Origin of the sequence: Haloarchaeobius caseinilyticus (genome assembly GCF_051207395.1) — an archaeon.
Lineage (GTDB): Archaea > Halobacteriota > Halobacteria > Halobacteriales > Natrialbaceae > Haloarchaeobius.
Genome location: NZ_JBPJZC010000001.1, coordinates 991808 through 1018063 on the forward strand (window position 1 = coordinate 991808; position 26256 = coordinate 1018063).

Sequence of the window (26256 nt, forward strand, 5' to 3'; positions counted from 1 at the left end):
ACTGCCCCCGCTGACGGGGACCGGCCGCGACGAGAACTGAAACCCTTTACCCCGAGACGCACAACCCTCGCGCATGGAGAGTCTCAACCGGATGGCCATCGAACTCGTCGACGAGGCCATCGACTTCGCTGACGTGCTCGGGACAGGGGCGTACGAACTCGGAAACGAAGCGACCGTCCTCGACTTCGGCGTCGACTTCGACGGCGGCGTCGAGGCGGGTATCCTCCTCACCGAGATTCAGACCGGCGGACTGGCGACCGTCCAGAGCCGGATGGGCGAGGTCGCTGGCGCGCCGATGCGCTACGTCGAACTGTCGACCGACCACCCGGACCTCGCGCTGCTCTGCTCGCAGAAGGCCGGCTGGGAACTCAGCGTGCAGGACTTCGAAGGACTCGGCAGCGGCCCGGCCCGCGCGCTGGTCGGCACCGAAGACGTGTTCCACCGCGTCGGCTACCACGACGCCTTCGACCTGACCGTCCTCACCATCGAGTCCGACGCCCTGCCCGGTGAAGCCGTCGCCGAACAGGTCGCAGAACTCGCAGAGGTCAACGAGTCGAGCGTCTTCCTCGTCGGCTTCCGCACGGCGAGTATCGCGGGCAGCGTGAGCATCGCGGCCCGTGCCGCCGAACTGGCGGCGTTCCGGCTCACGGAACTGGGCTACGACCCGACCGACATCGTCTCGGCTTCGGGTACCGCACCGGTCGCGCCCATCGCCGCCTCGGAGGAGAAGGCCATGGCCCGGACGAACGACGCACTGGCGTACGGTGGCGAGGTCCAACTCACGGTCCGCGAGGACTTCGACCGCTTCGACGAGGTGCCCTCGGTCGCCGCCGAGCAGTACGGCGAGCCGTTCGCCGACATCTACGACACCATCGAGTGGGACTTCCACGAACTCGACGAGGGCGTCTTCGCCCCCGCGAAGGTCACCATCGACGTCATCGGCGGTCCGACGTACGTCCACGGCGAAACGAACGAGGAGCTGCTCGCGGAATCGTTCGAGCTGTGAAGGTCAAACACGTCCCCGCCGCGCCCGACTCGCTCGACTTCGTCGAGAGTGCCCAGCGTGCCGTCCCGTTGGTCCCAGGCAGCGAGGACGACTGCTGTGCCCGACTCATCGACCGGACGGACATCGTGGCCAGAGACGACGCGGCGACGTGGCTCACCTTCATGCGCGGGCTCGGATTGGCCGAGGAAGGCGAACGCGGCTTCTCACGGATTCGCCGCGAACCCACCGCAGACTACCTCCGCGAAGCCATCGTCGAGGGCATCTTCGGCGTCGCCGATGTGCTCGAAATCCTTCGCGAAGCCGACGACGCGGGCGACGGACCGCTGTCGCTCGACAGCGTCTTCGACCGGTTCGAGGACACCGTCCCACGCTGGGAACGACACAAGCACCCGAACGACTGGCGACACGTCTGGACCGAGAAGGTCGAACACGAACTCGACTGGCTCGTCCTGCTCGACCTCGCCGAGAAGACCGACGACGGCTATCGGGCGGTCTGAATCGGTTTCGCACCGGACAGTCTGAATCCGTCACACGGCGGGGTGTCCCGAACCATCTAAGCCCACCGAGTTTTCTCGTCGGCCAGCGTAGCACGAATCGATGCAGTCCCAGCCCGTCGACACGGTCCTGTTCGACCTCGACGACACCCTCTGTACGTACCGACGCGACCAGTCGGAACTACTCTCCGTCTCGTTCGACAGCGTCGGCGTCGACCCGTTCTTCGACGCCACCGACTACGTCGACCGATACGAGACGTTCGTCGACGACAGCGACGACATGCTCGACCTGCGTCGACGGTGCTTCGCCGACCTCGCCGAGAGCAGTGGCTACGACCCCACTGTCGGCCACGACGTCGCGGCCGCCTACGCCGAACAGCGTGACCACGCGAACGTCGACCCGATTCCCGGCGCGAACGAAGCCGTCGAGGCACTCGCGGCAGAGTACCGACTGGCGGTCGTCACGAACGGCGACCCGGAGATGCAGGCCGAGAAACTGTCCGCACTCCCGTTCGGGGATGCGTTCGAGTACGTCGTCTGTGCAGGCTACGACGCCCCGTCGAAGCCGCACCCGGGCGCGTTCCACCGCGTCCTCGACCTGCTCGACGCGGAGCCGGAACGGACGGTCCACATCGGGAACTCGCTTCGCTCTGACGTGGCCGGCGCGCAGGCCGCCGACATCCGGGCGGCGTGGCTCTCTGACGGGTCGACGCCGGACCCAGTGCCGACGTACGAAATCGACTCGATGACTGCACTGTTGACGCCACCGTGGAAGACGACCGAAGTCGGCCGGTAACGCCCTCGACAGGTCACTGAGTCCGCCGTCCGCCTCGCTCACTGAGTCCGACAGCTCACTGAATCTCGATTCGCTGCCACTCCGATTCGGCGCGGTCGACCAGTCGCTGGATTCGCTCCGACATCGGCGGATGTGTCGCCAGCAACTGACTCAGCGAGTCCTCTTCCTGCCCGTGGATGTACAGCGACGAGAGCAGGCCCCCCGGCGGTTCAGACGCCCGTTCGATGCGTGCGAGTGCCCGAGCCAGCGACATCGGTTTCCCAGTCACTGCAGCGGCCCGTTCGTCGGCGGCGATTTCGCGCCGTCGGGAGTGTGCCCGGAGCGCGAGCGTCAGGCCGAGCATCACGATGACGACGACGCTCGCGACCTGCGCGTGTGTCCGTCGCAGGTGCCTGACGAACGGTTCCGTCCGTCGACCCGTCATCCGGCGGAAGGCTCGGCGGAGGCCCGCGACGAACAGCCCCAGTGGGAACAGACAGACGAAGACGAAGCCGGTCGCGGTCTGTGCGAGGCTGAATCCGAGCGTCTGGACCAGACTGTCGCGACTCTCCAGATGTGCCAGTTCGTGTGCGACGATGGTCTCCAGTTCGACCGACGAGAGCAGGCGAAAGAGGCTCACACTGAGGACGACCACGCCGCCGTCTCGACCACCGATGGCGAGTGCGTTCGGGGTCGCCATCTTGGCGACGAGGACTCGCGGTGTGTCGACGCGCATGGTCTCGCACAGTTGGTCGATACGACTGTACAGTTGCGGTGCGCGTTCGCGCGGCAGTTCGGTCGCGTCCAGCGACGCGAGCAACTGGGTGGTGCCACCGCGATAGCTCAGATAGCCGAAAAGGAGCGAGGTGACGACGAGCGACCCGACGAAGACGAACGGGTCGACACCGCGTGTCCAAACCGCCACCACGAAGCTGACGGCTGCTGCGCCGACGAGGAGGTACGCGGCGAAGAGGACCACACCGGCGAGGGCCAGCAGGAGTCGGATGCCCAATCCACGTGACTGCATTCCTGAGTGTTCGTAAGTGTTGGGAGCGCAAACAGTTACCGGGACTCGGTGTCGGTCACGCCGAGATGCAGTCGGTCGTCGACTATGAAGGCAGCCACCACCACGACGCACAGTAGGTCGACGACTGTGAGCAGTGCCGCAGTCGTCGCGAACGACTGCTGTCCGTGGCCGTGGACCGATGCGACGTTATCCGCGCCGGGCAGCAGGTAGTGGAAGCCGGTTCCGACCGCGAGAGACCCGACCAGACCGACGAGAAGCACGGCGGGCGCTGCGGCGGCAGTGTTTCCTGCGGTCGCCCCGGTCGCCCGTCGTCGATTCCAGACGAGCAAGCCGAGTGCGACCACCGGCAGGACGAACACGAAGCCGCCGACGAGCGCGTTCTGCGTGTCGGTGAGTGGAGCTTCCGCCACCTCGTGTGCGACGCCGTGGGTCAGGCTGGCGAGGAGGTGGACGAGTGCGACGACCGCGAGCAGTCGACGACGAGTCACGTGGTCACCTGTTCGTCGTCGCGGTGGTCTGGAGCCGTGGCGTGGTGCGTCTCGCCGTGGTCTCGCCCTTCCTCGATCATCTGCGCGACCACACGGTCGAGTCCCTCGCGGTAGGTCGGCAGTTCGGGTGCCCAGTCGAACGCGGCACGGAACCGGTCGTTCGACGTCGGCATCGGTCGCGTGAAGAAGCGAACCGAGTCTCGGCCGGCGAGCGGTCGGGCGAGCCAGCTTGGAATCCGGTGCGGCGTCGGTGCGTCGAGGCGGTCCGCGAACGCACGGAAGAATTTCGCCGCGGTCACGGTTTCGTCGTCGACGACGTGGAACAACCCAGTCGCATCGCCCCCGACGGCCGCGACGAAGGCTCGGGCCGCGTCATCTGCGTGTAGTGGCGAGAGTTCCGCGTCGCCGCGGCCGAGCAGCCCACTCCCGATAATTGGCAGTCGCCGGTTTCTGAGGTTTTCGGCGATGAGTCGAGTGTGGGCTGCGTCAGCCCCGTAAAACCAGCCACAGCGCAGAATCGTCACGCCGAGGTCGTGCTCGTGCCCGGCGTCCCGGGCGAGTCGTTCCCCGTCGAGCGCGGCTTGCGTGGTCCTGTCTGGGTGTGGTTCGCTGTCCTCGTCGAATCCGGACCCATCTGGCTGTCTCGCCACCCAGACGACGCTCTGTTGGAGGTACCGGTCGGCGTCGGCCGCAACAGCGGCCGCGAGCAAGTTCTCGGTTCCCTCGCGTCGGAGGCGGTTCGTCGGCTCCCAGTCGGCCGCCGTCGTCTTCGTCGCGGCCGGGATGGCGGTCGCGGCGTGGATGATTACGTCAGGGTCGGCAGCGGTGACCGCAGCGTGGGTCGCCGCACTGTCGAGCAGATCACCGTCGACGGCCGTCCCACCCGCCGCCCGAACCACGGCCGCACCGGCCTCATCTCGCGTGAGTCCTGTGACGGCGTGTCCCCGGTCGGTGAGTCGGTCGACGAGTCGCTTCCCCAGTACACCGGTCGCGCCGGCGACGAACACGTGCATGGTGTGAAGATGGACGGGAACCGGCCTATCGGTGCTGCGCCAGTGGCGCGGGGGATTCAAGTACCGAGACGTCGACTCGCCCGTATGCGATTCGTGCGATTGCGGGTGCAAGTGCCACGAGGCGTCCACCCGGTCGTGGACTGCTGGACACACTCACCACACGTCGAGCGCGTGCAGGGCTTACACTGGAACGTCCACGACGACGGTGTCGCTATCATGGATTACGTCGAGGGTGACGAGGCGGTCGTGAAAGACGTGCTCGCGCGCGCTGACGAAGTCCTCCAATACGACGTAACGCCCGCGGGCGACGGCTTGTATGTGCACGTGGTCGACCGGACGACCCCCGTGACAGCGAGTATCTTCGCCGCGTTCACCAGCGGCAGTCTCCTCATCGTCCCGCCGGTCGAGTACAGCGACGGTGAGGTTCGCGTCTCGGTCGTCGGTGCAGACGAGGACTTACAGCACGCGGTGGACGCACTCCCAGACACTATGCCCACGACAGTCGAGGCCGTCGGCGAGTACGACCAGACCCCCGATTCGCCACAGTCTGTCCTCTCCGACAGACAGGACGAAGCACTCGCTGTCGCCGTCGCTGTCGGTTATTACGACGTGCCGAGGACGGGTGACATCGGCGCAGTGGCTGCCGAACTCGGCTGTTCGGCCTCGACCGCAGCAGAGCACGTGCAGAAAGCGGAGTCGAAGCTGATTCGGTCGGTCTATTCGGGATAGATACGCGTCACGGTCCCGACACCCTTCGACTGGCCCTCACGGAAGACGAACCGCTGGCCCTCCTCGACCATGTACGGTTTGAACTTGAACCTGACGCGAGTGCGGCCCTTGTCGCCGGGGAGCAACTGCCCGCCTTCTGGGTGGAAGACCGACGCTTCGCTGATGGTTTCGAGGTGGACGACCGGTTCGTAACCGTCGCCGATGTTCGTCGGGTGGTTGAGGACCATCACCTCGGCTTCGAACTCGCGGACGGTGGTCGGGTTCGCGTCCCGGGGGACGAGTGCCATCCCGCGCTGAAGGTCGGCCTCGGCGACGCCCTTGAGTGCGATACCGACGATTCGGCCGGCTTTCGCCTGGTCGACCCGGTGATAGTGCATCTCGATGGAGCGGACTTCGACCTCGCGCCACGTCCCGTCCGGCATCGGGCCGAGCAGGAGTTCGTCACCGGCTTCGACTTCGCCAGACATGATGGTGCCCGAGGCGACCGCGCCGACGCCGGTCACGGAGTAGCTCCGGTCGACGTACATCCGGAAGTCGCCGTCGACCCCGGCGGTCTTGGGCAGGCGCTCGAACAGTTCGTCGAGCACGTCGAGGCCCTCCATCGTGATGGAACTCGTCGTGAGGATGGGGACGACCATGTCGCTGATCTCCTCGATGGCGGCGTCGACGCCGTGTCGGTCGACCCGCAGCGGCGTCTTGCCCACGTCGCGAAGCAGTCGCTCGACTTCGCGTTCGACCTCCTCGAGTCGCTCTGGGCTCACGGCGTCTTGCTTCGTCAGCGCGACGATGGTCGGGAGTTCGGTCGCGAGGAGGACACCGAGGTGTTCCCGGGTGGTCTTCGTCGGGCCGTCGTCGGCCGCAACCGTCAGCAGGCCGTAGTCGAGTTTCTGCCCGACGAGACCGCGAATCGTGGTCCGGAGCCACGGCTCGTGGCCGACCGTGTCGACGAACGAGACGAGGCGGTCGGCTTCGGCGACGACACGCGCCCGGTCTTGCTTCCTATGCGGATTCTGCAGGTGAACCGGTCCGTCGTCGTTGAAGCCGTAGACCGCGTACGAGAGGTCTGCGGAGAGGCCGCGCTCGACCTCGTGCGGTTTCACGTCGAGGTAGGCCCGGGTCGCCCCGTTGCCGTCGTCGGCCTGTCCAGTCACGAGCGACCCGACGAGTGTCGACTTGCCGTGGTCGACGTGGCCGGCAGTCCCGACGACGATGTGCTGGTCGTCGGTCTCCAGTACGGCACCCTCACGAATCGAGGCGACGCCGACGAGACCGCCGCTCTCACCGACGCCCCACGTCTGCACGTCGGCGATGTGTGCACCCGCCTCTTCGGAGAGCAGGCTCAGTACGTCCAGCGATTCGGAGAACACTTGCGGTTCGATGCCCGCCAGTCCGCCGTCGTCTGTCACCCCGACGACGTACATCGCTTCGCCGTCACCCGAGAGCACTCGGTGGCGCAGTTGCGCCGCGAGGCTCTCCCGCCGACCGCTTGCCAGGTGGACGTTTCGGGTCAGCCGTTCCTTGAACTCGACGTTGCCGCCCTCTTGTTCACCGCGTTCGAGGGCCTGCTCCAACACGGCCCGGTCAGGGCTCATATGACGCGCTATAGGAGACTGACAGCAAAAGCCTTCTCGTCTTGTGACAACATATAACACAATATCGGTGAGTACTGCCGCGAACCGGTCTGTATGGCCGCGTTGACTTCGCGAGGAAACCCGGCAGTCGACAGAAAATTCGTCTCGACCGACGCGATAGGTCGGGCTTCGAATCGCTGTTTGGCCAGCGTTCAGCCGTCACTCGGACGGTCAGACCTCACACAGCCGTTCTGACGGTCAGTCCTCTCGTAACCGTTCGTACGCCTCGTTGACGCGCTTGAACCGGTCTTGGCTGCCGGTTTCGGTGTCGGGGTGGACCTCTTTCACTTTCGCCCGGTAGGCTGCTTTGATGGCCTGTTGGTCGGCACTTCGCTCGAGGTCGAGGACCGAGAGCGCTTCGGCACGCGTCGGACCAGTGTTCGGTCGCGGTGGTCGTCGCTGGCGCTGTTGTCGGCGCTGTCTGCGGCCACCACCGACCCCTCCGGCCGCCTGTGCCCGTGCCCGTCGTCGTCGTTCTTCGGCGGCGCGGCGGGCCTCGCGGGCGAACCGGCTCCGACCGCGGTTCGCGCCCTCTCTCGCCTTCTGTTCCGCGGCTCGACGACGCTCGCGTTCGCCGTCGAAGTGTGTCGCAGCTTGTACTCGCTCCATGAGGCGACCGCTCACCTGGAACCAGATGAGGTACGTCGTCGCCGCGAACGGAAGCGCGATGCCGAGGACGAAGAGCTGATGGGTCACGATAGCGACCACTGCCAGCACCGTCGTCAGCCCGGCGAAGACGGCCGCGAGGCCGAAGAGGAGGGGCGAATCTCGCACGCGATGTGCTACGTGCTACGCCATCCTAAACGACTCGGTGAGGTGGTGGGAACGGTCGTGGCTGCGGGTGCCCAAATCGGCGACAGGGGAACGGCTGCATACGCAGGTGCGGGAGTGAAGTGCCTTCGTGTGGTAACGGCTCGCATGAGTGTCGCCGGACTCTGCCAGATTTGTGAGGACGCCCGAGCGGAACAAGACTGCAACCAGTGTGGAGCGCTCGTCTGTGCCAGACACTTCGACAGAGAACACGGGATGTGTATCGAGTGTGCGACTCGCGCCGACCCGACCGGAACGCACAGCGATACGTATCAGTTCTGAGCCGACCGACGGACCGGAATCGTCCCGACCCCGTTCGCCTACCGATGGCGGTTCAGGCGCTTCTTGAGCCGACTGGCGGCCTGTCCGGCCGCGCCGAAGAACCCGTCCTCGTCGTGGGCGTTCTCACCGGCGAAGATGATGCCCCGCGAGGAGTTCACGAGGCCGACCCCGTCAGCGAGGCCGTACTCGACGGCTGCCTCGGCATCACCGCCCTGCGCGCCGACACCGGGCACGAGGAAGGGGAGGTCCGGCACCTGTTCGCGGAGTTCTTCGAGTTCGTCGTTGTTCGTCGCGCCGACGACCAGCCCGACGTTGCCGTGTTCGTTCCACAGGTCCGCGACGGCAGCGACGCGCTCGTACAACGGCTCACCCGTGGCGAGTTCGAGGTCCTGAAAGTCCGCACCGCCCGGATTCGACGTTCGACAGAGGACGAACACACCCTTGTCGGCCCGCGAGAGGAACGGGTCGAGCGAGTCGCGACCCATGTACGGGTTCACCGTGATGGCGTCGGCGTAGTCGAGCAGTTTCGCGTACTGGCGCGTCGTGTTGCCGATGTCGGCGCGCTTCGCGTCGAGCAGGACTGGCACGTCCTTCCCGTGGGCGTACGCCATCGTCTCGCGCAGGGCGGCCCAGCCGTCGTCGTCCTCGTAGAAGGCCGCGTTCGGCTTGTAGCAGGCCGCGTGTTCGTGGGTCGCGTCGATGATGCGACGGTTGAACGCCCACCGGGGCATGTCGTGGTCCGCGAGGAACGCGGGGATGCGGTCCGGGTCGGGGTCGAGGCCCACCGAGAGGACGGTCTCTTTCGTACGGATGCGCTCGCCGAGACGGTCGAAGAAGCTCATTTCCTGTGGGTGTGCAGGGGTCGACTAACAAGGTTGCTATCGCTTCCTGCTTGCGAGGGGAGTCGAGAAACCATTAGCAACCACGGGACCGGCTTATTCGCACGAATCGCCTACTTTTCGCATGCGACTCGTACAGGTCCTCGTGCCAAACGGGAAGCGGGCGAGTGTCCTCGACCGCCTCGACAAGGAAGGCATCGACTACGCCGTCTTCGAGGAGACGGGTCGGAGCGACTTCGAGGCGATGGTCCAGTTCCCCATCCCTTCGGGGGGCCTCGAACCAGTCTTGAAACAGCTTCACATCGCTGGGATTCGAGAGGATTCGTACACTATCGTCGTCCCGGTCGGGTTAGTCATCTCGCGGCAGTTCGAGGCACTCCAGGCGAAATACGCGAGCCTGCGTGTCTCCCGGGAGGAACTGCGCTCCATCGCCGACGAACTGGCTCCGGTCAACGAGACGTTCTTCCCGATGTTATTTCTGAGTACCATCATCGCCGCGACGGGGCTGTTTCAGAACTCGGCGGCGACTATCATCGGCGCGATGGTGGTCGCCCCGCTCATGGGACCGGCCATCGCGGCCAGTGTGGGCACCATCCTCGAAGACGCAGACCTCGCCAGTCGCGGCGTGTTCTTGCAGGTGACGGGCCTCGTCGGCGCAATCGCGCTCTCGCTCCTCTTCGCGTTCGTGCTGAAAGAGTCGGTCCTCGTCGAACCCGACCTCGCCGTCAGGCAGGTCGACCAAATCGCCGAACGTGGTTCGCCGAACATCCTCTCGCTCGTCCTCGCGCTGGGGTCCGGCGCGGCCGGTGCCATCAGCATCATGCGCGGGTCGGGGTCGACGCTCGTCGGCGTCGCCATCGCCGTCGCGCTCGTCCCGCCCGCGGCCGTCGCGGGTATCGGCATCGCCTACGGCGACCTGTTGTTAGCGATCGGTGCGACCGCCCTCGTCGTCGTCAACCTGCTGGCCATCAACCTCGCAGCAGTGGTCATCTTCTGGTCCGCCGGGTACCGGCCAGAACGGCTCCTGGAAGCGAAGCGGGCGAGGGCTGCGGTCAGAATGCGCATCGCGAAACTGGTCGTCGCCATCGCCGTGTTGTCGCTGTTGCTCGGACTCATCACCGTCACGACGCACGACCTCCAGACGATGGAGAAGGGAGTCGTCGCCGACCTCGACGAGACGTTCCAGTCCGGCGAGTACGGCCGGATGGCCTTCCTGGATGCGGACATCGAGTACCGGCCCATCGACTACCTCCTGCGCGAACCAGTCGCGGCACGAGTCGTCGTCGGCCACGCGGCCGACGTGGACCCACCACGAGACCTCGCGAAACAGCTCGCCGACCGACTCGAAGCCACGTACGACCGTGAGTTCCGCCTCGAAGTCGTGTTCGTCGAAGGCCAGCGCTCGTGGGTCGAACTACCGCCCGCCGAAGAGACGAGTGGTTCGGGTGCTAGCCAGCCGGTTCAACGAGCACGTCTCCACCGCGCTTCCCCCGTATTTCCCGGCGGGTAACACTTCCAGGGCGTGACTGTCGACGACGTATCCGGACCCTCAGTCGGACCACTCGCTGTGTTGCCAGCAGTACCGACCGGGTATCGTAACCGTCCGGTCACACGTCGTTCCGTCCTCACAGACCGCACCGCATGCCGTCTCATCTCCAGACCCTCCCAGTGACATGTATAGTGAAAATCACTCAATACTGGTAAAGTATGCGGAAGAGGCCACTGAAACGTACACTATTGGAAATTCCTGTCGGTGTATCCTGTTCAATGCACCCACGGGTCGGATTTATGTCTCGCCCAGTCGCCACTTCCAGTATGACGGTGTACGAGACGGACGTTCCGGGGGTCGGTCGAAAGTTCGAGGTTGAGCTCGACGACGACGGGCGACTGGTCGTACTGCTCCACCACGACGGCCGGCGTGAACTGTATCACCGAGAATCGCCCGAGGCGGACAGCACCAGACTGGCCAGTCTCTCCGGCGAGCAGGCCCGCCAAGTGGGTGCCATCCTCGGCGGTGCGTACTTCCAGCCGGTCGAGTTGGGGACCGCGCAGGTGCCACTCGGCGAGGCCATCATCGAGTGGGTGACCATCGACGAAGACTCGCAACTAGCGGGCCAGACGCTCGGTGGCTGCGGTGTGCGCACCGCTACCGGTGTGTCCATCATCGCGGTCCAGCGCGACGACGAAACCATCGCGAACCCCGACCCAGACTTCACACTGGAGGGTGACGACATCCTCGTCGCACTCGGCACACGCGAAGAACAGGGCAAGTTCCGCAGCTTCGTCCACGACGACTGATGGCGGCCCTCCTCTTAGAGGCCGGTGTCGCCCTGAGCGTGCTGGCCGTCGTCGGGGCGCTCGCCCACCGACTCAAGCAGTCGGTCATTCCGGCGTACATGGTCATCGGCCTCGTCGTCGGTCCGCACGCCCCCGTCGTCGGCGGCGTCTCGTTCGCACTCATCGAGCGCCGCGAGTTCATCGACTTGCTGGCCGAACTGGGTATCGTCACGCTGCTCTTCTTCATCGGGCTGGAGTTCAGCATCGACCAGTTGCTCGCCCGCCGCGAGAAACTGGCCACCATCGGCGCGGTCGACTTCGGCATCAACGCCGGTGTCGGCGTCGTCCTCGGCCTCGTCTTCGGCCTGACGCCGCTCGCGACCGCGTTCGTCGTCGGCATCGTCTACATCTCCTCGTCGGCCATCATCACGAAGTCGCTCATCGACCTCGGCTGGGTGGCCGACCCCGAGAGCGAGGCGATTCTGGGTGGGCTGGTCGTCGAAGACCTCGTCATCGCGGTGTACCTCGCCCTCCTCTCGGCGGTCGCGCTCGGCGGTGGTGGCTCACAGGCCGCAACCTCGGTCGCCATCGCGGTCGCGGTCCTCGTCGTGCTCGTCGTCGCAGCCAGATACGGCACGCCCCTTCTCCAGCGTGCGCTCGGGACGGACTCCGACGAACTGCTCGTCCTCGGCCTGCTCGGTGGTACGGCCCTCATCGCCGGCATCGCCCTCGAACTCGGCGTCAGCGAGGCCGTCGCGGCGTTCTTCGTCGGCACCGCGGTCAGCGAGACCGACGCGGTCCACCGGGTCGAACGGGTGCTGACCCCCGCCCGCGACCTGTTCGCCGCGGTGTTCTTCTTCGCCATCGGACTGGAGACCGACCTCGCCGTCCTCGACCAGCGCGCGCTCGTCCTGCTCGCCGTCGCCGTCGTCCTGACCACCGCGAGCAAACTCATCAGTGGCTACTGGAGCGGTCGGCTGTACGGGCTGAGCGAACGCCGGTCGGTTCGCGTCGCGCTCGGGATGGTCGCCCGCGGCGAGTTCTCGCTCGTACTCGCGGCACTGGCGTTGCAGGTCGGAACTGGTGACCTTGGCGGGCTGATTCCGGGCTTTGCCGTGGGGTACGTGCTCGTGATGAGCGTGCTCGGGACCGTGTTGATGCGGTTTTCGCCTGTGTTCGAGCGATATGTGGATTCGTCAGTCTGAGTCGTAGCTGTATTCAGTTGGTTCTGGAATTGCTGCGCTGGTATCTGTTGGGTCGTCATCGTTCTCGTCGATGGCGGGGAGACACAGGTCACGAATGCTGGTGTACATGACCGAAGCCACACCCTCCCCATCCGATTCCTCACTCGCTTCGCTCGCTCGTCATCACCGGAATCGACGATTCCGGTTAGCAGTCAGCGGCTCTGCCTCTGACGACATTGCCGGACTACGTCCGGCAGGCAGCCAGAAACGCAGTTTCTGGCCACATCCCTCGCGCGACTTCGAGCCGAGGTCTTCGACCGTCGGCTCAGCGCGCGCCACACGGTTGTCTCGAAATCGACGACACCAGTTGTCCGAAAATTCGCCGTTTTTGGCTCACTCTGCGGCCTGACTCGCCGCATCGAACACGTCCGTCGCGCGCTTGACCTCGGCCCCACTCTCGACGAAGACGAGCGTCTTCGGCGGGTCGGTCGCCTTCGGTCGGACCCGGAGGTCGCCCGCTTTGGCGGCCTCGACTGCGGCGTCGAGGCCCACTGTGAACTCGACTCTGATTCGGTCGGACTGCACGAACACGTCGGCGAACGGGTCGTCGTCGCGGGTCGCCCGATAGGCGAGCGCGCCCTCGTCGGTCGGTTCCACGTCCGGGTCGGCGTCGACCACGGCGAAGCGGTCGAACTCACCGTCTTCTCGCCCGTCGAGTTCCGAGGAGAGCAACTGAGCGATGCGGACGCCGTCGGTGACACGACGCTCGGTCATGCCTCCTCACCTCGGAGTTCTGCCGCGGCCTTCTCGCGAACGCCGCTCACGTCGATGTCCTGTTTGCGGGCGTAGACGAGCGCGGCCGCGGCGATGGTCACGTCCAGTTCCTGCTGGAGTTGGTTGATGGTCCCCACGACTTCGTGTTTCTCGTGTCCAGCCGCGACGAGGTCGTCGAGGACCTGCTCGAACGCCGAGCGCGAGCGAAGCACGTCGTCGCCGGGGACGAACTCTTCGGGAATCTCGGTCTCGGCGGGGTCGAAGGTACAGCGCAGGTCGTTCCCGTCACGTTCGAGCAATCCTTCGCCGGTGGCCACGTCGACCATGCGCTTCGCCTGGTCGGGCGAGAACCAGTCGCGGTCGAGCGAGAGGGCGACGACGAACTCGTTTTCCGGCAGCACGCGCTTGCCTCGCTGGCGAAACGGCGCGGCGACGGCGATGCGCAGACTCATGTCCATGCCGTGGAGAGTCGACGGCCTAAACGCTGCGATTCCGGCGTCACAAGTCGAGTGATTCAAGTAGCTCCTGAGACTTTTCCCCGATATGCAAGACCAGGGACGCTCTACCCGCAAGCGAACAGGTGGTCGCCGTCGTCCGATCAAGAAGCGCAAGAAGCACCAGCTCGGCCGTCTCCCGACCGAGACGCAGGTCGGCGAAGGCCGCTTCCGCACCATCGACACCCGCGGTAACACCGAGAAGGTCCGCGCGCTCTCGACCGACGTTGCCAACGTGAACAAGGGCGGCGAGACGGTCCACGCGACGATTCAGGACGTCTCCGAGAACGACGCCAACCCGAACTACGTCCGTCGTAACATCATCACGAAGGGCGCGGTCATCGTGACCAACGAGGGCAAGGCCCGCGTGACCTCCCGTCCCGGCCAGAACGGACAGGTCAACGCCGTCCTCCTCGACCAGTAAATCGTTCTGCATTTTCACCTTTCGAGCACCGAACCGGTGAGCGACGCGTCTGTTCGCAACTGGTCTAGCGCGCGCTGGTGAGCATGTGGACGGGGGGCGTGTGGGAGGTGCGGTCGTGTTCCGTCGGTGTGAGTGAACTGCTCGATTACGACACCCCCAGCGACGACAACACAGACAGAGAAGTCACGATACCGAACACGCAGACGACCACAGACAGAAACAGAAAAGACTGATTACGGGCGTGGGGCAGCCTTCTGCAGCGCGGTTTCGGCGATGTTGCCGGCGTAGTCGGCACTCCGCGAGAGCGAGTCGAGCACGAGACCGAGGGACTGGGCGGTCTGCGGGTCGTACTCGCGCAGGAGTTCGTCGATGGTTCGCGCGTGGTCGTCCATCTCCAGCACCATCTCGCGGGCCGCGTTCGCGTTGTGGGTCGCTTCGTCGCTGTCCTCGGCGAACAGTGCGTCCATCGCCTTCTCCAGCACGTCGTGTGCGTCGCTGTGGAGTTCCCGGAAGGCCTTGGCGAGGTCGTCGTCAATTTCTTCGGTCTGTGCCGCTGTGTTGGCGATCTTCGCGGCGTGGTCGCCGATTCGTTCGAGTTGGCGCGCACTGGAGTGGTAGTCGAAACAGACCTCGCGGGGGACGCCGAGTTCCTCGGCGGCGCGCGGGGAACGCAGCGTCGCGCGGAAGATACGAGAGACGACGTACCAGAGTCGGTCCACGTCGTCGTCGCGTTCACGCACGTCCTTCGCCATGTCGTCGTCGTTATCGATGAGCGCGGTGAGCGCGTCGTTGAGCATCGACTGCGAGATGAGGCGCATCCGGGTGACGGCGTTGTGGATGCTGAGTTCAGAGGAGTCGAGCAGGTCCTGAATGACGACGCTGTCACTCGTCTCTTCGAGGACTTCGACGCCGACGAGACTCTGTGTCGCAGTCCGAATCGCACGCCGCTGGTCGGTCGTGATGCGCCCAGCCTCCAGCGAGATGACGTCGAAGCCCGAGACGTACATCGTCATCACCGCGCGTGTGAGACGCTGCCCTTCGAGGTCGGAGACGTCCAGCGTGCCCTCCGTGCGCTGTGTCTCGCTCTTCGGTGTGAGGAGTAAGGAGTCCTCTTCCGGGTAGAACTCGACGGTCGTTCCGGCGGAGACGCCATTGTCGGTAGCCCACGACTTCGGCAACGAAACGGTGAACGTCGACCCACCCGTGACTTGCACCTTGCGCGTTTCCATGCTGGACCTTCAGTGGAGGGAGAAAATAAAAGTAATTGTTTCTATATAGCGCCAGACACGGCGAACCATTTGCGATTACCGTTCCATGACTACGCAAGCCCGACTGATTCGGAGGAGCTACGGGGAATCACGTTCAAGCAGAGGTGATGACAGTGCCACACGGTCCACCATACAGCTCTCTCGTGGGTTACGCCGCCGTTGGTGAACGTGGATTCGACCGGGACAGTGATAGTGGTATGTCGAGGTCCATTGTGGTATTTACGGATATATAGTTATCATAGTGAGGTATTTATTCAAAACAGGATGTCGTTTCGATGATGACCGAGAACACCGACACCCCCTTCGAGAACGTCTCGCGACGGAAGTTCGTGACAGCTGCCGGCGCTGCTGGGCTCGCCGGTCTCGCAGGGTGTGCGAAACGGACCGCATCCGGCGACGAAGGCGACGAGGGCTCGTCGCTCTCGGGGAACATCGCCATCTACGGTAGTTCGACGGTGTTCCCGCTGGCGACCGCGGTGAAGCAAAAGTTCAACGAAGACCACGAGGACGTGAAGATTACGGTCAGTTCGACCGGGTCCGGCGGTGGCTTCTCTAACTACTTCTGCAAGGGCAAGTCCGACTTCAACAACGCCTCGCGACCCATCAAGAAGTCCGAAGAGGAACTCTGTGGTAACAACGACGTCGAGTGGCTCGAGCTCAAGGTGGCCACCGACGCCCTCACCGTCGTCGTGAACAAGGAGAACGACTGGGTCGACTGCATCACCATCGACGAACTCAAGCAAATCTGGGAGCCCAACGGCGCGACGAAGTGGAGCGACGTCCGCTCCGAGTGGCCCGACGAGGAGTTCGAGCTGTACGGTCCGACATCCGCGTCCGGAACCTTTGACTACTTCACCGAAGTCGTCGTCGGCGAAGAGGACAGTCACACGCAGAACTACTCGGCGACCGAGCAGGACCCCCAGATTCTCAACGGTGTCAGTGGGTCGAAAAACGCCATGGGCTACCTCGGCTTCGCACACTACACCGAGCAGAAGGACAAGGTGAAAGCGCTCGCCATCGATAACGGGAACGGCAAGTGCGTCAAGCCCTCGCTCGAAACCGCCAAGAGCGGCGAGTACAAGCCACTGTCGCGCCCGCTGTTCACGTACCCGCGTGTGCAGTCGCTGGAGGAGAAAGAGCAGGTTCGCGCGTTCGCCGAGTTCTTCGTCGAGCAGTCGGCAGAGAAGTCCGTCGTCGCGGATACGGTCGGATACGTTCCGAACGACGAGGAGACGATGCAGAAGCAGATGGACAAGCTGTCGGAATATCTCGAATAACGCCGACGACAGAGCATAGAAGCGCTTTTTGGCGCATCTACATACCAACCTATAGAGACTGAGTTCAATGAGCACGGACAGGGTGACACAGGACATCACGGAGAGTGCGAGCGACACGCCCGAGGAGAAGGTGATGAACGCCTTCTTCTTCGGCTGTGCGCTCCTCTCGGTGATAACGACGGTAAGTATCGTTCTCCTGCTTGCCTCGGAGACGGTGAAGTTCTTCGAGTTGACGGCAGGACTCACAAGCTATGGCGGGGATGCAGTCTCACTCGGCGAGTTCTTCCTCGGAACCAACTGGGCCGCAGGCTTCCAGCCGTACGCCTTCGGTGTCGTCCCACTGGTGCTCAACACGCTCGTCATCACCATCGGGGCCGCCGTCGTCGCGATGCCGCTCGGCGTGGCCACCGCCATTTACCTGAGCGAGTACGCGAGCAAGCGAAAGCGCGCAGTGTTGAAGCCCGCACTCGAAGTCCTCGCCGGTATCCCCACCGTCGTCTACGGCTTCTTCGCCGTCGCGTACGTGACGCCGTTCCTCGGCGGCGTGTTCACCGCGCTGAACAACGACGTGCCGGTCCTCTCGGGGACGGTGTTCAACTTCCCCGAACTCGGGACGTTCAATGCGCTGTCCGCAAGCCTCATCGTCGGCATCATGATCATCCCGATGGTCTCGTCCATCAGTGAAGACGCGATGAGCGCGGTGCCCGACGACCTCCGCCGTGGTGGCTACGGCATGGGCGCGACGAAGTTCGACGTCTCCGTCGGCATCGTCGTCCCGGCGGCCGTCTCCGGTATCGCGTCGTCGTTCATCCTCGCCCTCTCACGGGCAATCGGCGAGACGATGATTGTCGCCATCGCGGCCGGGTCCAGCCCGACGATGCCGAACTTCGGTGAACTCTCGGTGCTCGGGATGCAGATTCCGTATCCGAACCTCGGCACGCTCGCCATCTACTTCGAGCCAGTGCTCCCAATGACCTCCGCGATGGTCAACATCGCGAGCGGGGACATGCCCCAGAGCGGTGTCGCGTATCACGCACTGTTCGCCGTCGGGTTCACCCTGTTCGTGATGACACTGGTCATGAACGTCGTTAGCGACCTCATCGCCAGCCGCTACAGGGAGGAGTACGAATAATGGCGACCGAACGCAAACATATCGAAAGCTTCGGGCAAGTGAGCCGCCGGACCGGGACCGTCTTCCGGTACCTGCTGCTCGCGTCGACGCTCCTCGGCATCGTCGCCCTCGGCGCGCTCCTCGCGTACGTCGGGGTACAGGCGATTCAGCCGTTCACGGCCGAACCGAGCTGGTGGGCGTTCTTCGCAGCCACGTTCGCCCTGCCGACGCTCGGAACGAGTGCTTGGGTCTGGAACAGACACCAAGACGCAGTTACGACCGCACTGGGCGGCATCGGCATCCCGTTCGCGGGCCTGTTCCTCGCCGGCGCGCTCGCGATGATTTTCCTCGACGTGCTGGCCCCAGACACCTGGCTCGGCTACTGGCTGGCCATGGTGCTCGCTGGTGGTACACTGGTGCTGTGGCGGCGCGTACGGGGTGCGACCAGCTTCCTCGGTGAAGTCATTGTCACGGGCGTCTCGTTCGTCGTGTTCGCCGCGGTGATTCCTGGTCTCGTCGCGGCCAGCCCGTACTACATGCTCCCGTGGGCCATCATGTGGGTCACGCTCACGCTGCCGATGGCAGCCGGTGTAGCCTGGTTCGTCGGCGGTGAACTCGACGACCCAAAGACCGGCCGTATCGCCGGTGGCGTCGCCGCCACAGTCGGCCTGCTCGCCGCGTTCGTCGGGCCGTACCTGTGGTTCTTCCCGATGCCGAGCGTCATCCTCGCGACGACCGTCGTCCTGCCGACGGCGGCGTACGCGTTCGTCACCATCCGCGACCGGCCCACGCAGGTCCCCGGTCTCGTGGTCGCGGCGACGTTCATCCTCGGCGTCCTCGGCATCCGGTATCTGGCACCGGTCCTTGGCCTCGCCGGGCCGGAATCGTGGGTCGACTGGGAGTTCCTTACCAGCCCGCACAACTCGACCGCGGAACTGGCCGGTCTCTACCCGGCTATCATCGGCTCCATCATGCTGATGGTCGTCGTCGTCGTGTCGTCGTTTCCCATCGGCGTCGGGGCTGCTGTCTACCTCGAAGAGTATGCACCGGACAACCGCCTCACCCACCTCATCCAGGTGAACATCTCGAACCTCGCGGGCGTCCCGTCGGTCGTCTACGGCCTGCTCGGGTACGGGGTGTTCGTCAACACGATGAACCTCACCATCGGGTCGGTGCTCGTGGGCGGGATGACGCTCTCCCTGCTCATCCTCCCCATCGTCATCATCTCCTCGCAAGAGGCAATCCGCTCCGTCTCCGACTCGACTCGGCAGGCGTCGTACGGCCTCGGTGGGACCCAATGGCAGACAGTTCGAAACGTCGTCCTGCCACAGGCGATGCCCGGTATCTTCACCGGGACCATCCTCTCCATCGGCCGCGCTATCGGTGAGACCGCACCCCTCATTTTCATCGGCTACGCGCTGGTCGCGCCCGAGCCGAGCGGCTTCATGTCGCGTGGGAGTGCCATCCCCATGCAACTGTACGCGTGGGCGACCCAGTACGCGGGCGAAGCGTTCTACACGACCGCACTGGCCGCGGGCGTCGTCGTGTCGCTCGTCGTGCTGCTAACCATGAACGGGGTAGCCATCGTACTGCGCAACAAGTATGAGCGAGAAACGTAACTATGACACGAGAAATGAGTAACGAACAGGCGGAATCGACCTCGACGAACGACCCGGTTGCAGACGACGCGGACTCGCTGCTTCAGACCGACGTGACCGCGGCGACCGACGACACCGCAGTCGCCGACGGTACCGGCCGGACCATCGTCGAAGCACAGGACGTGAACGTCTGGTACGGCGACGAGCAGGCCCTGCAGAACATCTCTATGCAGGTGCCCGAGAAGCAAGTCACCGCGATGATCGGCCCCTCGGGCTGTGGCAAGTCGACGTTCCTGCGGTGCATCAACCGCATGAACGACCTCATCGACGCTGCCCGCGTCGACGGTGACCTCTATCTCGGCGACAAGAACGTCTACGACGGCGACGTGGACCCGGTCGCGCTCCGCCGCCGCGTCGGCATGGTGTTCCAGAAGCCGAACCCGTTCCCCAAGAGCATCTACGACAACGTCGCCTACGGCCTGAAGATTCAGAACAAAGAGGGCGACTACGACAAGATCGTCGAAGAGTCGCTCCGCCGTGCCGCGCTCTGGGACGAGGTCAAGGACCGTCTCGACGAGTCCGGTCTCGACCTCTCCGGTGGACAACAGCAGCGCCTCTGCATCGCGCGTGCCATCGCTCCCGACCCGGAAGTCCTCCTGATGGACGAGCCGGCATCCGCGCTGGACCCCGTCGCAACTTCGCAAATCGAGGACCTCATCGACGAACTCGCACAGGACTACACCGTCGTCATCGTCACGCACAACATGCAGCAGGCGGCCCGTATCTCCGACAAGACGGCCGTCTTCCTCACCGGCGGTGAACTCGTGGAGTTCGCCGACACGAAAAAGGTGTTCGAGAACCCCGAGAGCGAGCGCGTCGAAGACTACATCACGGGCAAGTTCGGGTAGACGAACTGTCGTTTTCTCTGGCTATTCTGGCGATATTCACCTGGCTAGACGGAACGTTCTTTAGGGTTCGTCCAGTCGGCTTCGTCCATGCCACGCGAGAGCTACCAGAGTAAGCTCGACTCTCTCGAAGACGACGTTCTCTACATGGGTGAGGTGGTCCTCGACCGACTCCGCGACACGCTCGTCGCACTGGAGAACAAGGACGAGGAGACCGCAGACCGCATCATCACGACCGACGAGGAAGTGAACCAACTCTACCTCGACATCGAGAAGGAGTGCATCGACCTGTTCGCGCTCCAGCAACCGGTCGCGGGCGACCTCCGCTTCATCGCGGCGTCGTTCAAGATTATCACCGACTTAGAACGCGTCGGCGACCTCGCGACCAACCTCGGCCAGTACACGAAAGACGCAGAGCGCGACGCGTTCCCGGAAGTCGACATTCAGGAGATCGGGGCACAGACCATCGAGATGATAGAGGACGCACTCGACGCGTACTCCGAGTGGGACACCGAGGCCTGCTACGCGGTCGCCGCGCGCGACGACGAGGTCGACGAGAAGTGCGGGCGCGCGAGCGAAATCGTCGTCCGCGACCTCTTAGAGACGGAACACGACGCCGACATCGAGACCGTGATGAACGACGTGTCGCGGCTCCTCTTGACGATTCGTGACCTCGAACGGGTCGGTGACCACGGCGTCAACATCGCGGCGCGGGCGCTGTACATGATCGAGAACGACGACGAACTGATTCGGTGAGACGACGCTGCCCGTCCGGACGCGACGGATTCTGGCGGCCGCGCGGGAGCAGCCACACTCACCTGTAGAAGCCGTTCTCGACTCCGCTCACCGGAGCGGGGCAGTGACGACGTGGGCTGGTATCGGAACACGACGAACCGATAGCCACAGTGTTTTGCCAGTCACACCGACGCGAAGTCGCGACCCATCGCGTCGCTGTGAGACGGGTAGTCGACCGTGAGGACGATTTCGACGCCGCCAGTCTCGGCCTCAGTGAACTGGACCGACCCACCGGCCTGGTCGATGAGGATACGAACGGCCCAGAGCCCGATACCTTCCGAATGCGTCAGTGGGTCTTCGAGTTCCTGCAGGGCGAGTTCACGCTCGATTGCCGGAAGCCCGGGACCGTCGTCAGTCACGACCAGTTGGACGCCGTCGTTCGTCGTCGTGACGGCCACACTGGCTCGTGCAACCCCGGAATCGTTGTGTTCGACGGCGTTCTCCAGTAGTTCTTCCAGCAGCCACTCGAACGCGGATGGAAGCACGACGTTCTGTTCACTCTCATCGGCGAGGGTCGTCGAGATGTGTGCAGATGGAAACCGCATAGCGGTACGTTCGGCGGTTTCAGAGACGGCTTCGTTGAGTGCAGAAACAGTCCTGAGAACCGGCTCACGGTCGAGTTGTCTGTTGAGGTGAGCCGCTTTCTCACTGATCGTCTTCAGCTCTTCCACCGCTGTGCGAATCTCGTCAGTCGTCCCGGATTCCTCGTCGGCTAACTGTGGAGCGACGGCGTGGGTGAGATACCCATCGATAATCGTAATCTTGTTACGGAGATTGTGTCGCAGGATTCGATTGAGGATACTGTTGAGTTGCTTTTCTCGCTGTAGTCGCCGGTTGAACTCCCGGTTTTGTTCGGACTGCAACTTGATCAGCCCATAGATGAGGATACTCGAATAGACGACGAATAGACCGCCTTTAATCGACTGGAGGGTCGTAATCGTCGATTGGCTTCGAGCGAGTATCCGCACGAGATTGTCGCTAAAGACGATCCAGAGCCCCCCAAGAATAGCGTAAATCACTGCCCCCCTGAACGGGGTGACTTGGGGTATGCGCTCGTACCACGCCATACCAACGTCATTCCAGTATATTACATAAGTGTAACTTCCCACCGGACGGGGTCCCGAGCGGTATTCGCTACGCCGTCAGGTTGGGCACGCGAAACTACTGTCAGCGTTCTGTTTCGAGTCCAAACACCAATAGTTTGTCAGTGAGAATCGACGTGTATGCCCCGCGAGAGCTACCAGTCGAAGCTCGATTCGCTGGAAACCGAGGTGTCGTATATGAGTGACATCGTCGTGGACCGGCTCCGCACCGCACTCGTCGCCATGGAGGTTGGCGACGAATCGACTGCCTGGCAGGTGGTCAACGGTGACGACGAGGTCAACCAACTGTACCTCGACATCGAGCAGGAGTGTATCGACCTCTTCGCGACGCAACAGCCGGTCGCGGGCGACTTGCGCTTCGTCGCCGCCTCGTTCAAGATTCTCACCGACCTCGAACGAATCGGAGACCTCGCGACCAACGTCGGCGGCTACGCCATCGAAGCGAAGACCGACGCGTACCCAGACGTGGACGTGCCCGAAATCGGCACCTACGCGGCCTCGATGGTCGAAGCCGCCATGGCCGCATACGCGGACGAAGACGCCGAAGCGTGCTACGCGGTCGCCGAGCGCGACGACGAACTCGACGCGATGTGTGAGCAGGCGAGCCAGGCGGTCATCCGCGACCTCGTCGAGTCGGAGAAGTCACGGGACCGTTCGGCGGAAGTCGTCTTCGACGACGTGTCGCAGTTGCTCCTCACGATTCGGGATTTAGAACGCGTCGGTGACCACGCCGTCAACATCGCGGCGCGGGCACTGTACATGGTCGCGAGCGACGACGAGCTCATCTACTGACGAGAAACAGTTGGTCCGCCACTTGCACTGACGCTACTCGTGCTACTCGTCGACAGTCCAGTGGCTACGCTCGCCTGTTGGTGGAGTGACGCCGGGGAGTCGCGCAAGGCGTGGTTCGAGGAACGCGAGCCACGCCGACTCATCGTCGTAGCCTGCCGCGTGAGACCTGAAGACGCTAGCGCAGAGGTCGTCGGCTGTCGCTGGCGCGTTCTCGCAGAGGTGTTCGTACGCCGCGCGGACCGCGTCCCGTCGCCAGTCGCGCATCATCTCACTCGTTCCGGGGACCGACAACCCGGCCAGCACGTCCTCGACCGACTCCTGTGTGTCTCCAACTTCGTCGGTTGTCATCGGCCGATACCAGACCACGACGGTCTCCTGCTCCCCCTCCAATCGTTTCCGCTGAAGGTCGCCCCGGTCGACGAGGGCCAGACAGGCGGCTTCGACGCTCGCTGGTGGGGTCCCCATGGTGGCGGCCAGTTCGGCCGTCGTCTTCGGTTCGTTCCCGTCGAACTGGTCGTGGACGAGGGCCGGGGGCACCGACTCGGTCGACAGGCTGGTTCGCCCGTTCCCATCTCCCTGCATGTCCCGAACTACCGCACCGCACACACATCATATTTTCTGTCCACTCCTCTAGCAACAAAATACAGTCGAGGCGGAAACGACCTAACTTTTAGATAGGGTGCGACCGTGACTTACTCCGATGACAGACGCGAACGGACCCCGTGCGACGCCGACGAGGGCGACAGCCAGTGGGGTACCACGATGAGTTCGATAACCATCGAGGTCGAAGACCCCGACGAGGCGTACGAGAACGTGCAGGCGATGCTCGACGCCGCACCCGTCGATTTCTCGCGGGTCAGTTCGGTCCGCCTCGAAATCGAATACGATGCTGCGGCCGAGACCGAGGACACCTCGGCCGAGGCAGCACCCGCAATCGACGTGGCTGACGACGCCGGTGACGACGAGGATGGATTCGACGAATCCGCAGACGCGACCGGCGACGACAGCGACACTGCTGCGAAGGCTCCCGTGACGGACGCTGTCGAATCGCCACCAGTCAAATCACCGCCAGTCGAATCTCCAACCCCCTCCCCGACCGATGACGTCGACGAGACGCAGGATGACGCGGTCGAATCGCCCTCGATTGCGGATGCAGAGGGTGGAACCGTCTCCGGCGACGACGAAGCGTTCGAATCGACCGACGACGAGTCGGACGAGACGCTCGACCTGGAAGACGCCGCGGCGGAGATTTCGTTCGGGGCGGAGTCCACGGACGACACGTCGACTGCCGGTGACGACGCCGACGACGACGACGATACAATCTTCGATGCAGAGTCGACGGCGGGGACCGACACCCGAACTGGCGACTCCATCTTCGCAGCCTCGGGGACGACGACCGAACAGCGCGAGACGGAACCCGTCGACGAAACCGACGGACTGGACGGCGTGACCTTCGAAGAGTCGACGGACACGTCGACCACCACGTCGCCGGACCCCACCGACACCGAATCCGCGGATACTGACCAGACGCGAGCAGAGACGAGGACGCCGAACACGCCGGCTGGTGCAGAGGCGAACCGAGAGAGTGAAGCGGCAGAGCAGTCCGACGCCGCCTCGGCACCCATGCCGTCCCCACGGACGTACAACAAGGTGATGCGCCTGCTCCAGAACCGTGACTTCCCCATCGAGCGCGCCGAAATCGAGGAAGTCGCCGTCGGTGCCTACGATGTGGACCCAGACGAGTGTCGGGCTATCGTCGACGCCGCTATCGAGAAGGGACTCGTGGCACAGGACGGCCCGAAACTGGTCGACCCAAGCGGGTGACTCGACTCTCCGTTCGCGCCGAGTGACCTGAAAAATCGATTGCTGCCGTTACAGCCGACTGACAGCGCCGATAGCCGAATCGATTGGCGGCGCGTCGAACAGTTGCAAGCCGGTGTAGGCGTTCGCACCGGCAGTGTACATGTCGCTGGCGACGGCGAGTACGTCGTCGTCCAAGTGCTCGGGTTCGACCTCACAGAGCGACTTCCAGTCGGCGACGTTCTCGCGCTTCGCGCGTTCTTTCGCCTCGCGGACCGCTTCGACCCACTCCGGCTGGGTGCGCTTGTGGTACTGGCGGATGACCTCTTTCGAGAGTTGCGTACCTTCGTAGCTGAAGCGGTTCTCGTCGAACGTGCCGACCACGTCGGCGACGCGAATCTCGCCGTCGTAGTACAGACACTCGATTTTTCCGTCGTCGTGCGTGAGCCCACCGGATTCAGCTTGTTCGGTGACGATACGGTTCACGTCGCGCGCGACGGCTTCGAGGTCGGCGATGTCGGCCGTCCCGGCGATGGTGTCGGCTTCTTCGCGCGTGAGGTAGCGGTCGCCCTCCTCGTACTTCGTGGAGAATTCGACGATGGGTTCGTCGAGGTCGATGGCTTCGTCGGGCCACTCCTCGGCCTTGAGGCCGTGGTCTGCTGGCTTCGTCCGTCGGCGGAGACTCGACCCGACCGGGATGCGGTTCCGGAAGACGACTTCGAGCGGAATGAGGTAGTTGTCGCCCGCGGCGGCGTGGTACGCGCCGTAGTCGTAGTCGCGGCCCTCGTGCGGGAGGTCCGGCACTTGTGTGAGGTCGATGGCCATCTCCCACGGGGGACTGGAGGCGTCCCGGAGCGAGACGACCTCGCCACCGTCGACGACACCGCGGTAGTGCGTCGGGACGCCCTCGTCCTCTAGTAACTCGAAGTTGAACGCGCCCATCGAACAGAGCGACGCGCCCTTCTTCGGAATCTGGTCGGGCATCTTCCCCCAGTCGAACACGGAGTAGTCGTCCGTGAAGACGAACGACCCGCGGCCGAGGTCGTCGGCGGTCGCTGCCTCCTCGATACGGAACTCCTTGACCGATGTCATGCGAGTCGCCTCCTTCGAGGGTCCATACTGAGAGTGGCGACTAGAAGGGATACATAAGTACCGGTGTCGGTCCGACCGGCGGTCGCTCCCGTCTCCGTTTCACCGAAATTCGTGTCGAACCAGCCGGCCACATGGCTTAAATAATGGCCGTTCTATTCGATAGAAGAACATGACAGTGGAACTGATGGTGGTGCCGCAGTGAGCACGATTGGGACGGTACTGGGCTATGCGTCGCTTTTCGGGTTCGTTTTCGCGTGTGGTGGGTACT

Annotated in this window: 28 protein-coding genes; 16 read left to right on the forward strand and 12 right to left on the reverse strand. The window is 64.0% G+C overall.

From position 1 onward, the window contains the following. Positions 1-73: 73 nt before the first annotated feature. From mch to ACSC1P_RS05245, 3 genes are all read left to right on the forward strand, one after another. On the forward strand, positions 74-1006 hold the full coding sequence (gene mch, locus ACSC1P_RS05235) for a methenyltetrahydromethanopterin cyclohydrolase (protein ID WP_435359075.1): 933 nt from the start codon (positions 74-76) through the stop codon (positions 1004-1006). Further along, the gene (locus ACSC1P_RS05240; protein WP_435359076.1) at positions 1003-1503 is read left to right on the forward strand and encodes a double winged helix-containing putative transcriptional regulator; all 501 of its coding nucleotides are present in this window, start codon (positions 1003-1005) and stop codon (positions 1501-1503) included. Before mch ends, ACSC1P_RS05240 begins: the two co-directional genes overlap by 4 nt. A 100-nt stretch (positions 1504-1603) precedes the next feature. Continuing rightward, complete coding sequence (locus ACSC1P_RS05245; protein ID WP_435359077.1) at positions 1604-2296, forward strand: HAD family hydrolase; 693 nt, start codon at positions 1604-1606, stop codon at positions 2294-2296. A 55-nt stretch (positions 2297-2351) separates the two neighbouring features. Here the strand turns inward: ACSC1P_RS05245 and ACSC1P_RS05250 are convergent, their stop codons facing one another. The 3 genes from ACSC1P_RS05250 to ACSC1P_RS05260 are packed head-to-tail and all read right to left on the reverse strand — an operon-like array spanning position 2352 to position 4803. After that, positions 2352-3302, reverse strand: a complete 951-nt coding sequence (locus tag ACSC1P_RS05250) for a M48 family metallopeptidase (RefSeq protein ID WP_435359078.1) — start codon at positions 3300-3302, stop codon at positions 2352-2354. Between the two features lie 35 nt (positions 3303-3337). Continuing rightward, positions 3338-3790: a hypothetical protein gene (locus ACSC1P_RS05255; RefSeq protein WP_435359079.1), complete on the reverse strand. Its 453-nt coding sequence runs from the start codon at positions 3788-3790 to the stop codon at positions 3338-3340. Continuing rightward, positions 3787-4803 (reverse strand): NAD-dependent epimerase/dehydratase family protein, encoded by a 1017-nt coding sequence (locus ACSC1P_RS05260; protein ID WP_435359080.1) that lies wholly within the window; start codon positions 4801-4803, stop codon positions 3787-3789. Before ACSC1P_RS05260 ends, ACSC1P_RS05255 begins: the two co-directional genes overlap by 4 nt. A gap of 84 nt (positions 4804-4887) precedes the next feature. Here ACSC1P_RS05260 and ACSC1P_RS05265 point away from each other — a divergent pair, with 84 nt between their 5' ends. Next, entirely contained in the window at positions 4888-5532 is a 645-nt protein-coding gene (locus ACSC1P_RS05265; RefSeq protein WP_435359081.1) for a helix-turn-helix domain-containing protein, read from the forward strand. Here the strand turns inward: ACSC1P_RS05265 and ACSC1P_RS05270 are convergent. Next, the gene (locus tag ACSC1P_RS05270) at positions 5520-7124 is read right to left on the reverse strand and encodes a GTPBP1 family GTP-binding protein (RefSeq protein WP_435359082.1); all 1605 of its coding nucleotides are present in this window, start codon (positions 7122-7124) and stop codon (positions 5520-5522) included. The two genes, ACSC1P_RS05265 and ACSC1P_RS05270, sit on opposite strands and share 13 nt — an antisense overlap. A 237-nt stretch (positions 7125-7361) precedes the next feature. Next, complete coding sequence (locus ACSC1P_RS05275; RefSeq protein WP_435359083.1) at positions 7362-7937, reverse strand: J domain-containing protein; 576 nt, start codon at positions 7935-7937, stop codon at positions 7362-7364. Positions 7938-8081: 144 nt separating this feature from the next. On the opposite strand from ACSC1P_RS05275, the gene ACSC1P_RS05280 reads away from it, so the two are divergent. Beyond that, complete coding sequence (locus tag ACSC1P_RS05280) at positions 8082-8255, forward strand: hypothetical protein (RefSeq protein ID WP_435359084.1); 174 nt, start codon at positions 8082-8084, stop codon at positions 8253-8255. Between the two features lie 38 nt (positions 8256-8293). Here ACSC1P_RS05280 and pyrF read toward each other — a convergent pair whose 3' ends face one another. Further along, on the reverse strand, positions 8294-9097 hold the full coding sequence (pyrF, locus tag ACSC1P_RS05285; protein WP_435359085.1) for an orotidine-5'-phosphate decarboxylase: 804 nt from the start codon (positions 9095-9097) through the stop codon (positions 8294-8296). A 121-nt stretch (positions 9098-9218) separates the two neighbouring features. Between pyrF and ACSC1P_RS05290 the strand changes: the two genes are divergently transcribed. The 3 genes from ACSC1P_RS05290 to ACSC1P_RS05300 all read left to right on the forward strand — a co-directional run bounded on the left by ACSC1P_RS05290 (position 9219) and on the right by ACSC1P_RS05300 (position 12576). Continuing rightward, on the forward strand, positions 9219-10604 hold the full coding sequence (locus ACSC1P_RS05290; RefSeq protein ID WP_435359086.1) for a TIGR00341 family protein: 1386 nt from the start codon (positions 9219-9221) through the stop codon (positions 10602-10604). Between the two features lie 305 nt (positions 10605-10909). Further along, a complete protein-coding gene (locus tag ACSC1P_RS05295; protein ID WP_435359087.1) occupies positions 10910-11392 on the forward strand; it encodes a cation:proton antiporter regulatory subunit in 483 nt (160 codons plus the stop codon). Further along, the gene (locus ACSC1P_RS05300) at positions 11392-12576 is read left to right on the forward strand and encodes a cation:proton antiporter (protein WP_435359088.1); all 1185 of its coding nucleotides are present in this window, start codon (positions 11392-11394) and stop codon (positions 12574-12576) included. Before ACSC1P_RS05295 ends, ACSC1P_RS05300 begins: the two co-directional genes overlap by 1 nt. 372 nt (positions 12577-12948) lie before the next feature. Here ACSC1P_RS05300 and ACSC1P_RS05305 read toward each other — a convergent pair whose 3' ends face one another. Continuing rightward, entirely contained in the window at positions 12949-13329 is a 381-nt protein-coding gene (locus ACSC1P_RS05305; protein ID WP_435359089.1) for a DUF7993 family protein, read from the reverse strand. Further along, positions 13326-13781 (reverse strand): DUF2240 family protein, encoded by a 456-nt coding sequence (locus tag ACSC1P_RS05310; protein ID WP_435359090.1) that lies wholly within the window; start codon positions 13779-13781, stop codon positions 13326-13328. Before ACSC1P_RS05310 ends, ACSC1P_RS05305 begins: the two co-directional genes overlap by 4 nt. A 91-nt stretch (positions 13782-13872) precedes the next feature. Here ACSC1P_RS05310 and ACSC1P_RS05315 point away from each other — a divergent pair, with 91 nt between their 5' ends. Beyond that, the gene (locus ACSC1P_RS05315; protein WP_435359091.1) at positions 13873-14247 is read left to right on the forward strand and encodes a 30S ribosomal protein S8e; all 375 of its coding nucleotides are present in this window, start codon (positions 13873-13875) and stop codon (positions 14245-14247) included. A gap of 233 nt (positions 14248-14480) precedes the next feature. Here ACSC1P_RS05315 and ACSC1P_RS05320 read toward each other — a convergent pair whose 3' ends face one another. Further along, positions 14481-15476 (reverse strand): PhoU domain-containing protein, encoded by a 996-nt coding sequence (locus ACSC1P_RS05320; protein ID WP_435359092.1) that lies wholly within the window; start codon positions 15474-15476, stop codon positions 14481-14483. Positions 15477-15793: 317 nt separating this feature from the next. On the opposite strand from ACSC1P_RS05320, the gene ACSC1P_RS05325 reads away from it, so the two are divergent. The 5 genes from ACSC1P_RS05325 (at position 15794) to phoU (ACSC1P_RS05345) (ending at position 21162) form a co-directional block, all read left to right on the forward strand. Continuing rightward, on the forward strand, positions 15794-16792 hold the full coding sequence (locus ACSC1P_RS05325; RefSeq protein WP_435360260.1) for a PstS family phosphate ABC transporter substrate-binding protein: 999 nt from the start codon (positions 15794-15796) through the stop codon (positions 16790-16792). Between the two features lie 67 nt (positions 16793-16859). After that, positions 16860-17924, forward strand: a complete 1065-nt coding sequence (gene pstC, locus ACSC1P_RS05330) for a phosphate ABC transporter permease subunit PstC (RefSeq protein WP_435359093.1) — start codon at positions 16860-16862, stop codon at positions 17922-17924. Then, positions 17924-19522 carry a phosphate ABC transporter permease PstA gene (gene pstA / locus ACSC1P_RS05335; protein ID WP_435359094.1) on the forward strand — a complete coding sequence of 533 codons (1599 nt, stop codon included), beginning with the start codon at positions 17924-17926 and terminating at the stop codon, positions 19520-19522. Before pstC ends, pstA begins: the two co-directional genes overlap by 1 nt. A gap of 14 nt (positions 19523-19536) precedes the next feature. Further along, on the forward strand, positions 19537-20409 hold the full coding sequence (pstB, locus tag ACSC1P_RS05340; protein ID WP_435359095.1) for a phosphate ABC transporter ATP-binding protein PstB: 873 nt from the start codon (positions 19537-19539) through the stop codon (positions 20407-20409). A gap of 87 nt (positions 20410-20496) precedes the next feature. After that, positions 20497-21162 (forward strand): phosphate signaling complex protein PhoU, encoded by a 666-nt coding sequence (gene phoU, locus ACSC1P_RS05345; protein ID WP_435359096.1) that lies wholly within the window; start codon positions 20497-20499, stop codon positions 21160-21162. Between the two features lie 161 nt (positions 21163-21323). Here the strand turns inward: phoU (ACSC1P_RS05345) and ACSC1P_RS05350 are convergent, their stop codons facing one another. Beyond that, positions 21324-22064, reverse strand: coding sequence for a sensor histidine kinase (locus ACSC1P_RS05350; RefSeq protein ID WP_435359097.1), 741 nt, complete (start codon positions 22062-22064; stop codon positions 21324-21326). Between the two features lie 360 nt (positions 22065-22424). On the opposite strand from ACSC1P_RS05350, the gene phoU (ACSC1P_RS05355) reads away from it, so the two are divergent. Continuing rightward, positions 22425-23096 (forward strand): phosphate signaling complex protein PhoU, encoded by a 672-nt coding sequence (gene phoU / locus ACSC1P_RS05355; RefSeq protein WP_435359098.1) that lies wholly within the window; start codon positions 22425-22427, stop codon positions 23094-23096. 42 nt (positions 23097-23138) lie between these two features. Here the strand turns inward: phoU (ACSC1P_RS05355) and ACSC1P_RS05360 are convergent, their stop codons facing one another. Continuing rightward, positions 23139-23678: a hypothetical protein gene (locus tag ACSC1P_RS05360; RefSeq protein ID WP_435359099.1), complete on the reverse strand. Its 540-nt coding sequence runs from the start codon at positions 23676-23678 to the stop codon at positions 23139-23141. Between the two features lie 180 nt (positions 23679-23858). Here ACSC1P_RS05360 and ACSC1P_RS05365 point away from each other — a divergent pair, with 180 nt between their 5' ends. Continuing rightward, a complete protein-coding gene (locus ACSC1P_RS05365; RefSeq protein ID WP_435359100.1) occupies positions 23859-24920 on the forward strand; it encodes a hypothetical protein in 1062 nt (353 codons plus the stop codon). 48 nt (positions 24921-24968) lie between these two features. Here the strand turns inward: ACSC1P_RS05365 and ACSC1P_RS05370 are convergent, their stop codons facing one another. After that, positions 24969-25988 (reverse strand): phosphoribosylaminoimidazolesuccinocarboxamide synthase, encoded by a 1020-nt coding sequence (locus tag ACSC1P_RS05370; protein ID WP_435359101.1) that lies wholly within the window; start codon positions 25986-25988, stop codon positions 24969-24971. Positions 25989-26256: the final 268 nt, after the last annotated feature.

Coding starts and splice junctions, on each gene's coding strand:
- mch (WP_435359075.1), top strand. CDS start 74: ATGGAGAGTCTCAACCGGATGGCCATCGAACTCGTCGACGAGGCCATC.
- ACSC1P_RS05245 (WP_435359077.1), top strand. CDS start 1,604: ATGCAGTCCCAGCCCGTCGACACGGTCCTGTTCGACCTCGACGACACC.
- ACSC1P_RS05250 (WP_435359078.1), bottom strand. CDS start 3,302: ATGCAGTCACGTGGATTGGGCATCCGACTCCTGCTGGCCCTCGCCGGT.
- ACSC1P_RS05260 (WP_435359080.1), bottom strand. CDS start 4,803: ATGCACGTGTTCGTCGCCGGCGCGACCGGTGTACTGGGGAAGCGACTC.
- ACSC1P_RS05265 (WP_435359081.1), top strand. CDS start 4,888: ATGCGATTCGTGCGATTGCGGGTGCAAGTGCCACGAGGCGTCCACCCG.
- ACSC1P_RS05270 (WP_435359082.1), bottom strand. CDS start 7,124: ATGAGCCCTGACCGGGCCGTGTTGGAGCAGGCCCTCGAACGCGGTGAA.
- ACSC1P_RS05280 (WP_435359084.1), top strand. CDS start 8,082: ATGAGTGTCGCCGGACTCTGCCAGATTTGTGAGGACGCCCGAGCGGAA.
- pyrF (WP_435359085.1), bottom strand. CDS start 9,097: ATGAGCTTCTTCGACCGTCTCGGCGAGCGCATCCGTACGAAAGAGACC.
- ACSC1P_RS05290 (WP_435359086.1), top strand. CDS start 9,219: ATGCGACTCGTACAGGTCCTCGTGCCAAACGGGAAGCGGGCGAGTGTC.
- ACSC1P_RS05295 (WP_435359087.1), top strand. CDS start 10,910: ATGACGGTGTACGAGACGGACGTTCCGGGGGTCGGTCGAAAGTTCGAG.
- ACSC1P_RS05300 (WP_435359088.1), top strand. CDS start 11,392: ATGGCGGCCCTCCTCTTAGAGGCCGGTGTCGCCCTGAGCGTGCTGGCC.
- ACSC1P_RS05305 (WP_435359089.1), bottom strand. CDS start 13,329: ATGACCGAGCGTCGTGTCACCGACGGCGTCCGCATCGCTCAGTTGCTC.
- ACSC1P_RS05310 (WP_435359090.1), bottom strand. CDS start 13,781: ATGAGTCTGCGCATCGCCGTCGCCGCGCCGTTTCGCCAGCGAGGCAAG.
- ACSC1P_RS05315 (WP_435359091.1), top strand. CDS start 13,873: ATGCAAGACCAGGGACGCTCTACCCGCAAGCGAACAGGTGGTCGCCGT.
- ACSC1P_RS05320 (WP_435359092.1), bottom strand. CDS start 15,476: ATGGAAACGCGCAAGGTGCAAGTCACGGGTGGGTCGACGTTCACCGTT.
- ACSC1P_RS05325 (WP_435360260.1), top strand. CDS start 15,794: ATGACCGAGAACACCGACACCCCCTTCGAGAACGTCTCGCGACGGAAG.
- pstC (WP_435359093.1), top strand. CDS start 16,860: ATGAGCACGGACAGGGTGACACAGGACATCACGGAGAGTGCGAGCGAC.
- pstA (WP_435359094.1), top strand. CDS start 17,924: ATGGCGACCGAACGCAAACATATCGAAAGCTTCGGGCAAGTGAGCCGC.
- pstB (WP_435359095.1), top strand. CDS start 19,537: ATGAGTAACGAACAGGCGGAATCGACCTCGACGAACGACCCGGTTGCA.
- phoU (WP_435359096.1), top strand. CDS start 20,497: ATGCCACGCGAGAGCTACCAGAGTAAGCTCGACTCTCTCGAAGACGAC.
- phoU (WP_435359098.1), top strand. CDS start 22,425: ATGCCCCGCGAGAGCTACCAGTCGAAGCTCGATTCGCTGGAAACCGAG.
- ACSC1P_RS05360 (WP_435359099.1), bottom strand. CDS start 23,678: ATGCAGGGAGATGGGAACGGGCGAACCAGCCTGTCGACCGAGTCGGTG.
- ACSC1P_RS05365 (WP_435359100.1), top strand. CDS start 23,859: ATGAGTTCGATAACCATCGAGGTCGAAGACCCCGACGAGGCGTACGAG.
- ACSC1P_RS05370 (WP_435359101.1), bottom strand. CDS start 25,988: ATGACATCGGTCAAGGAGTTCCGTATCGAGGAGGCAGCGACCGCCGAC.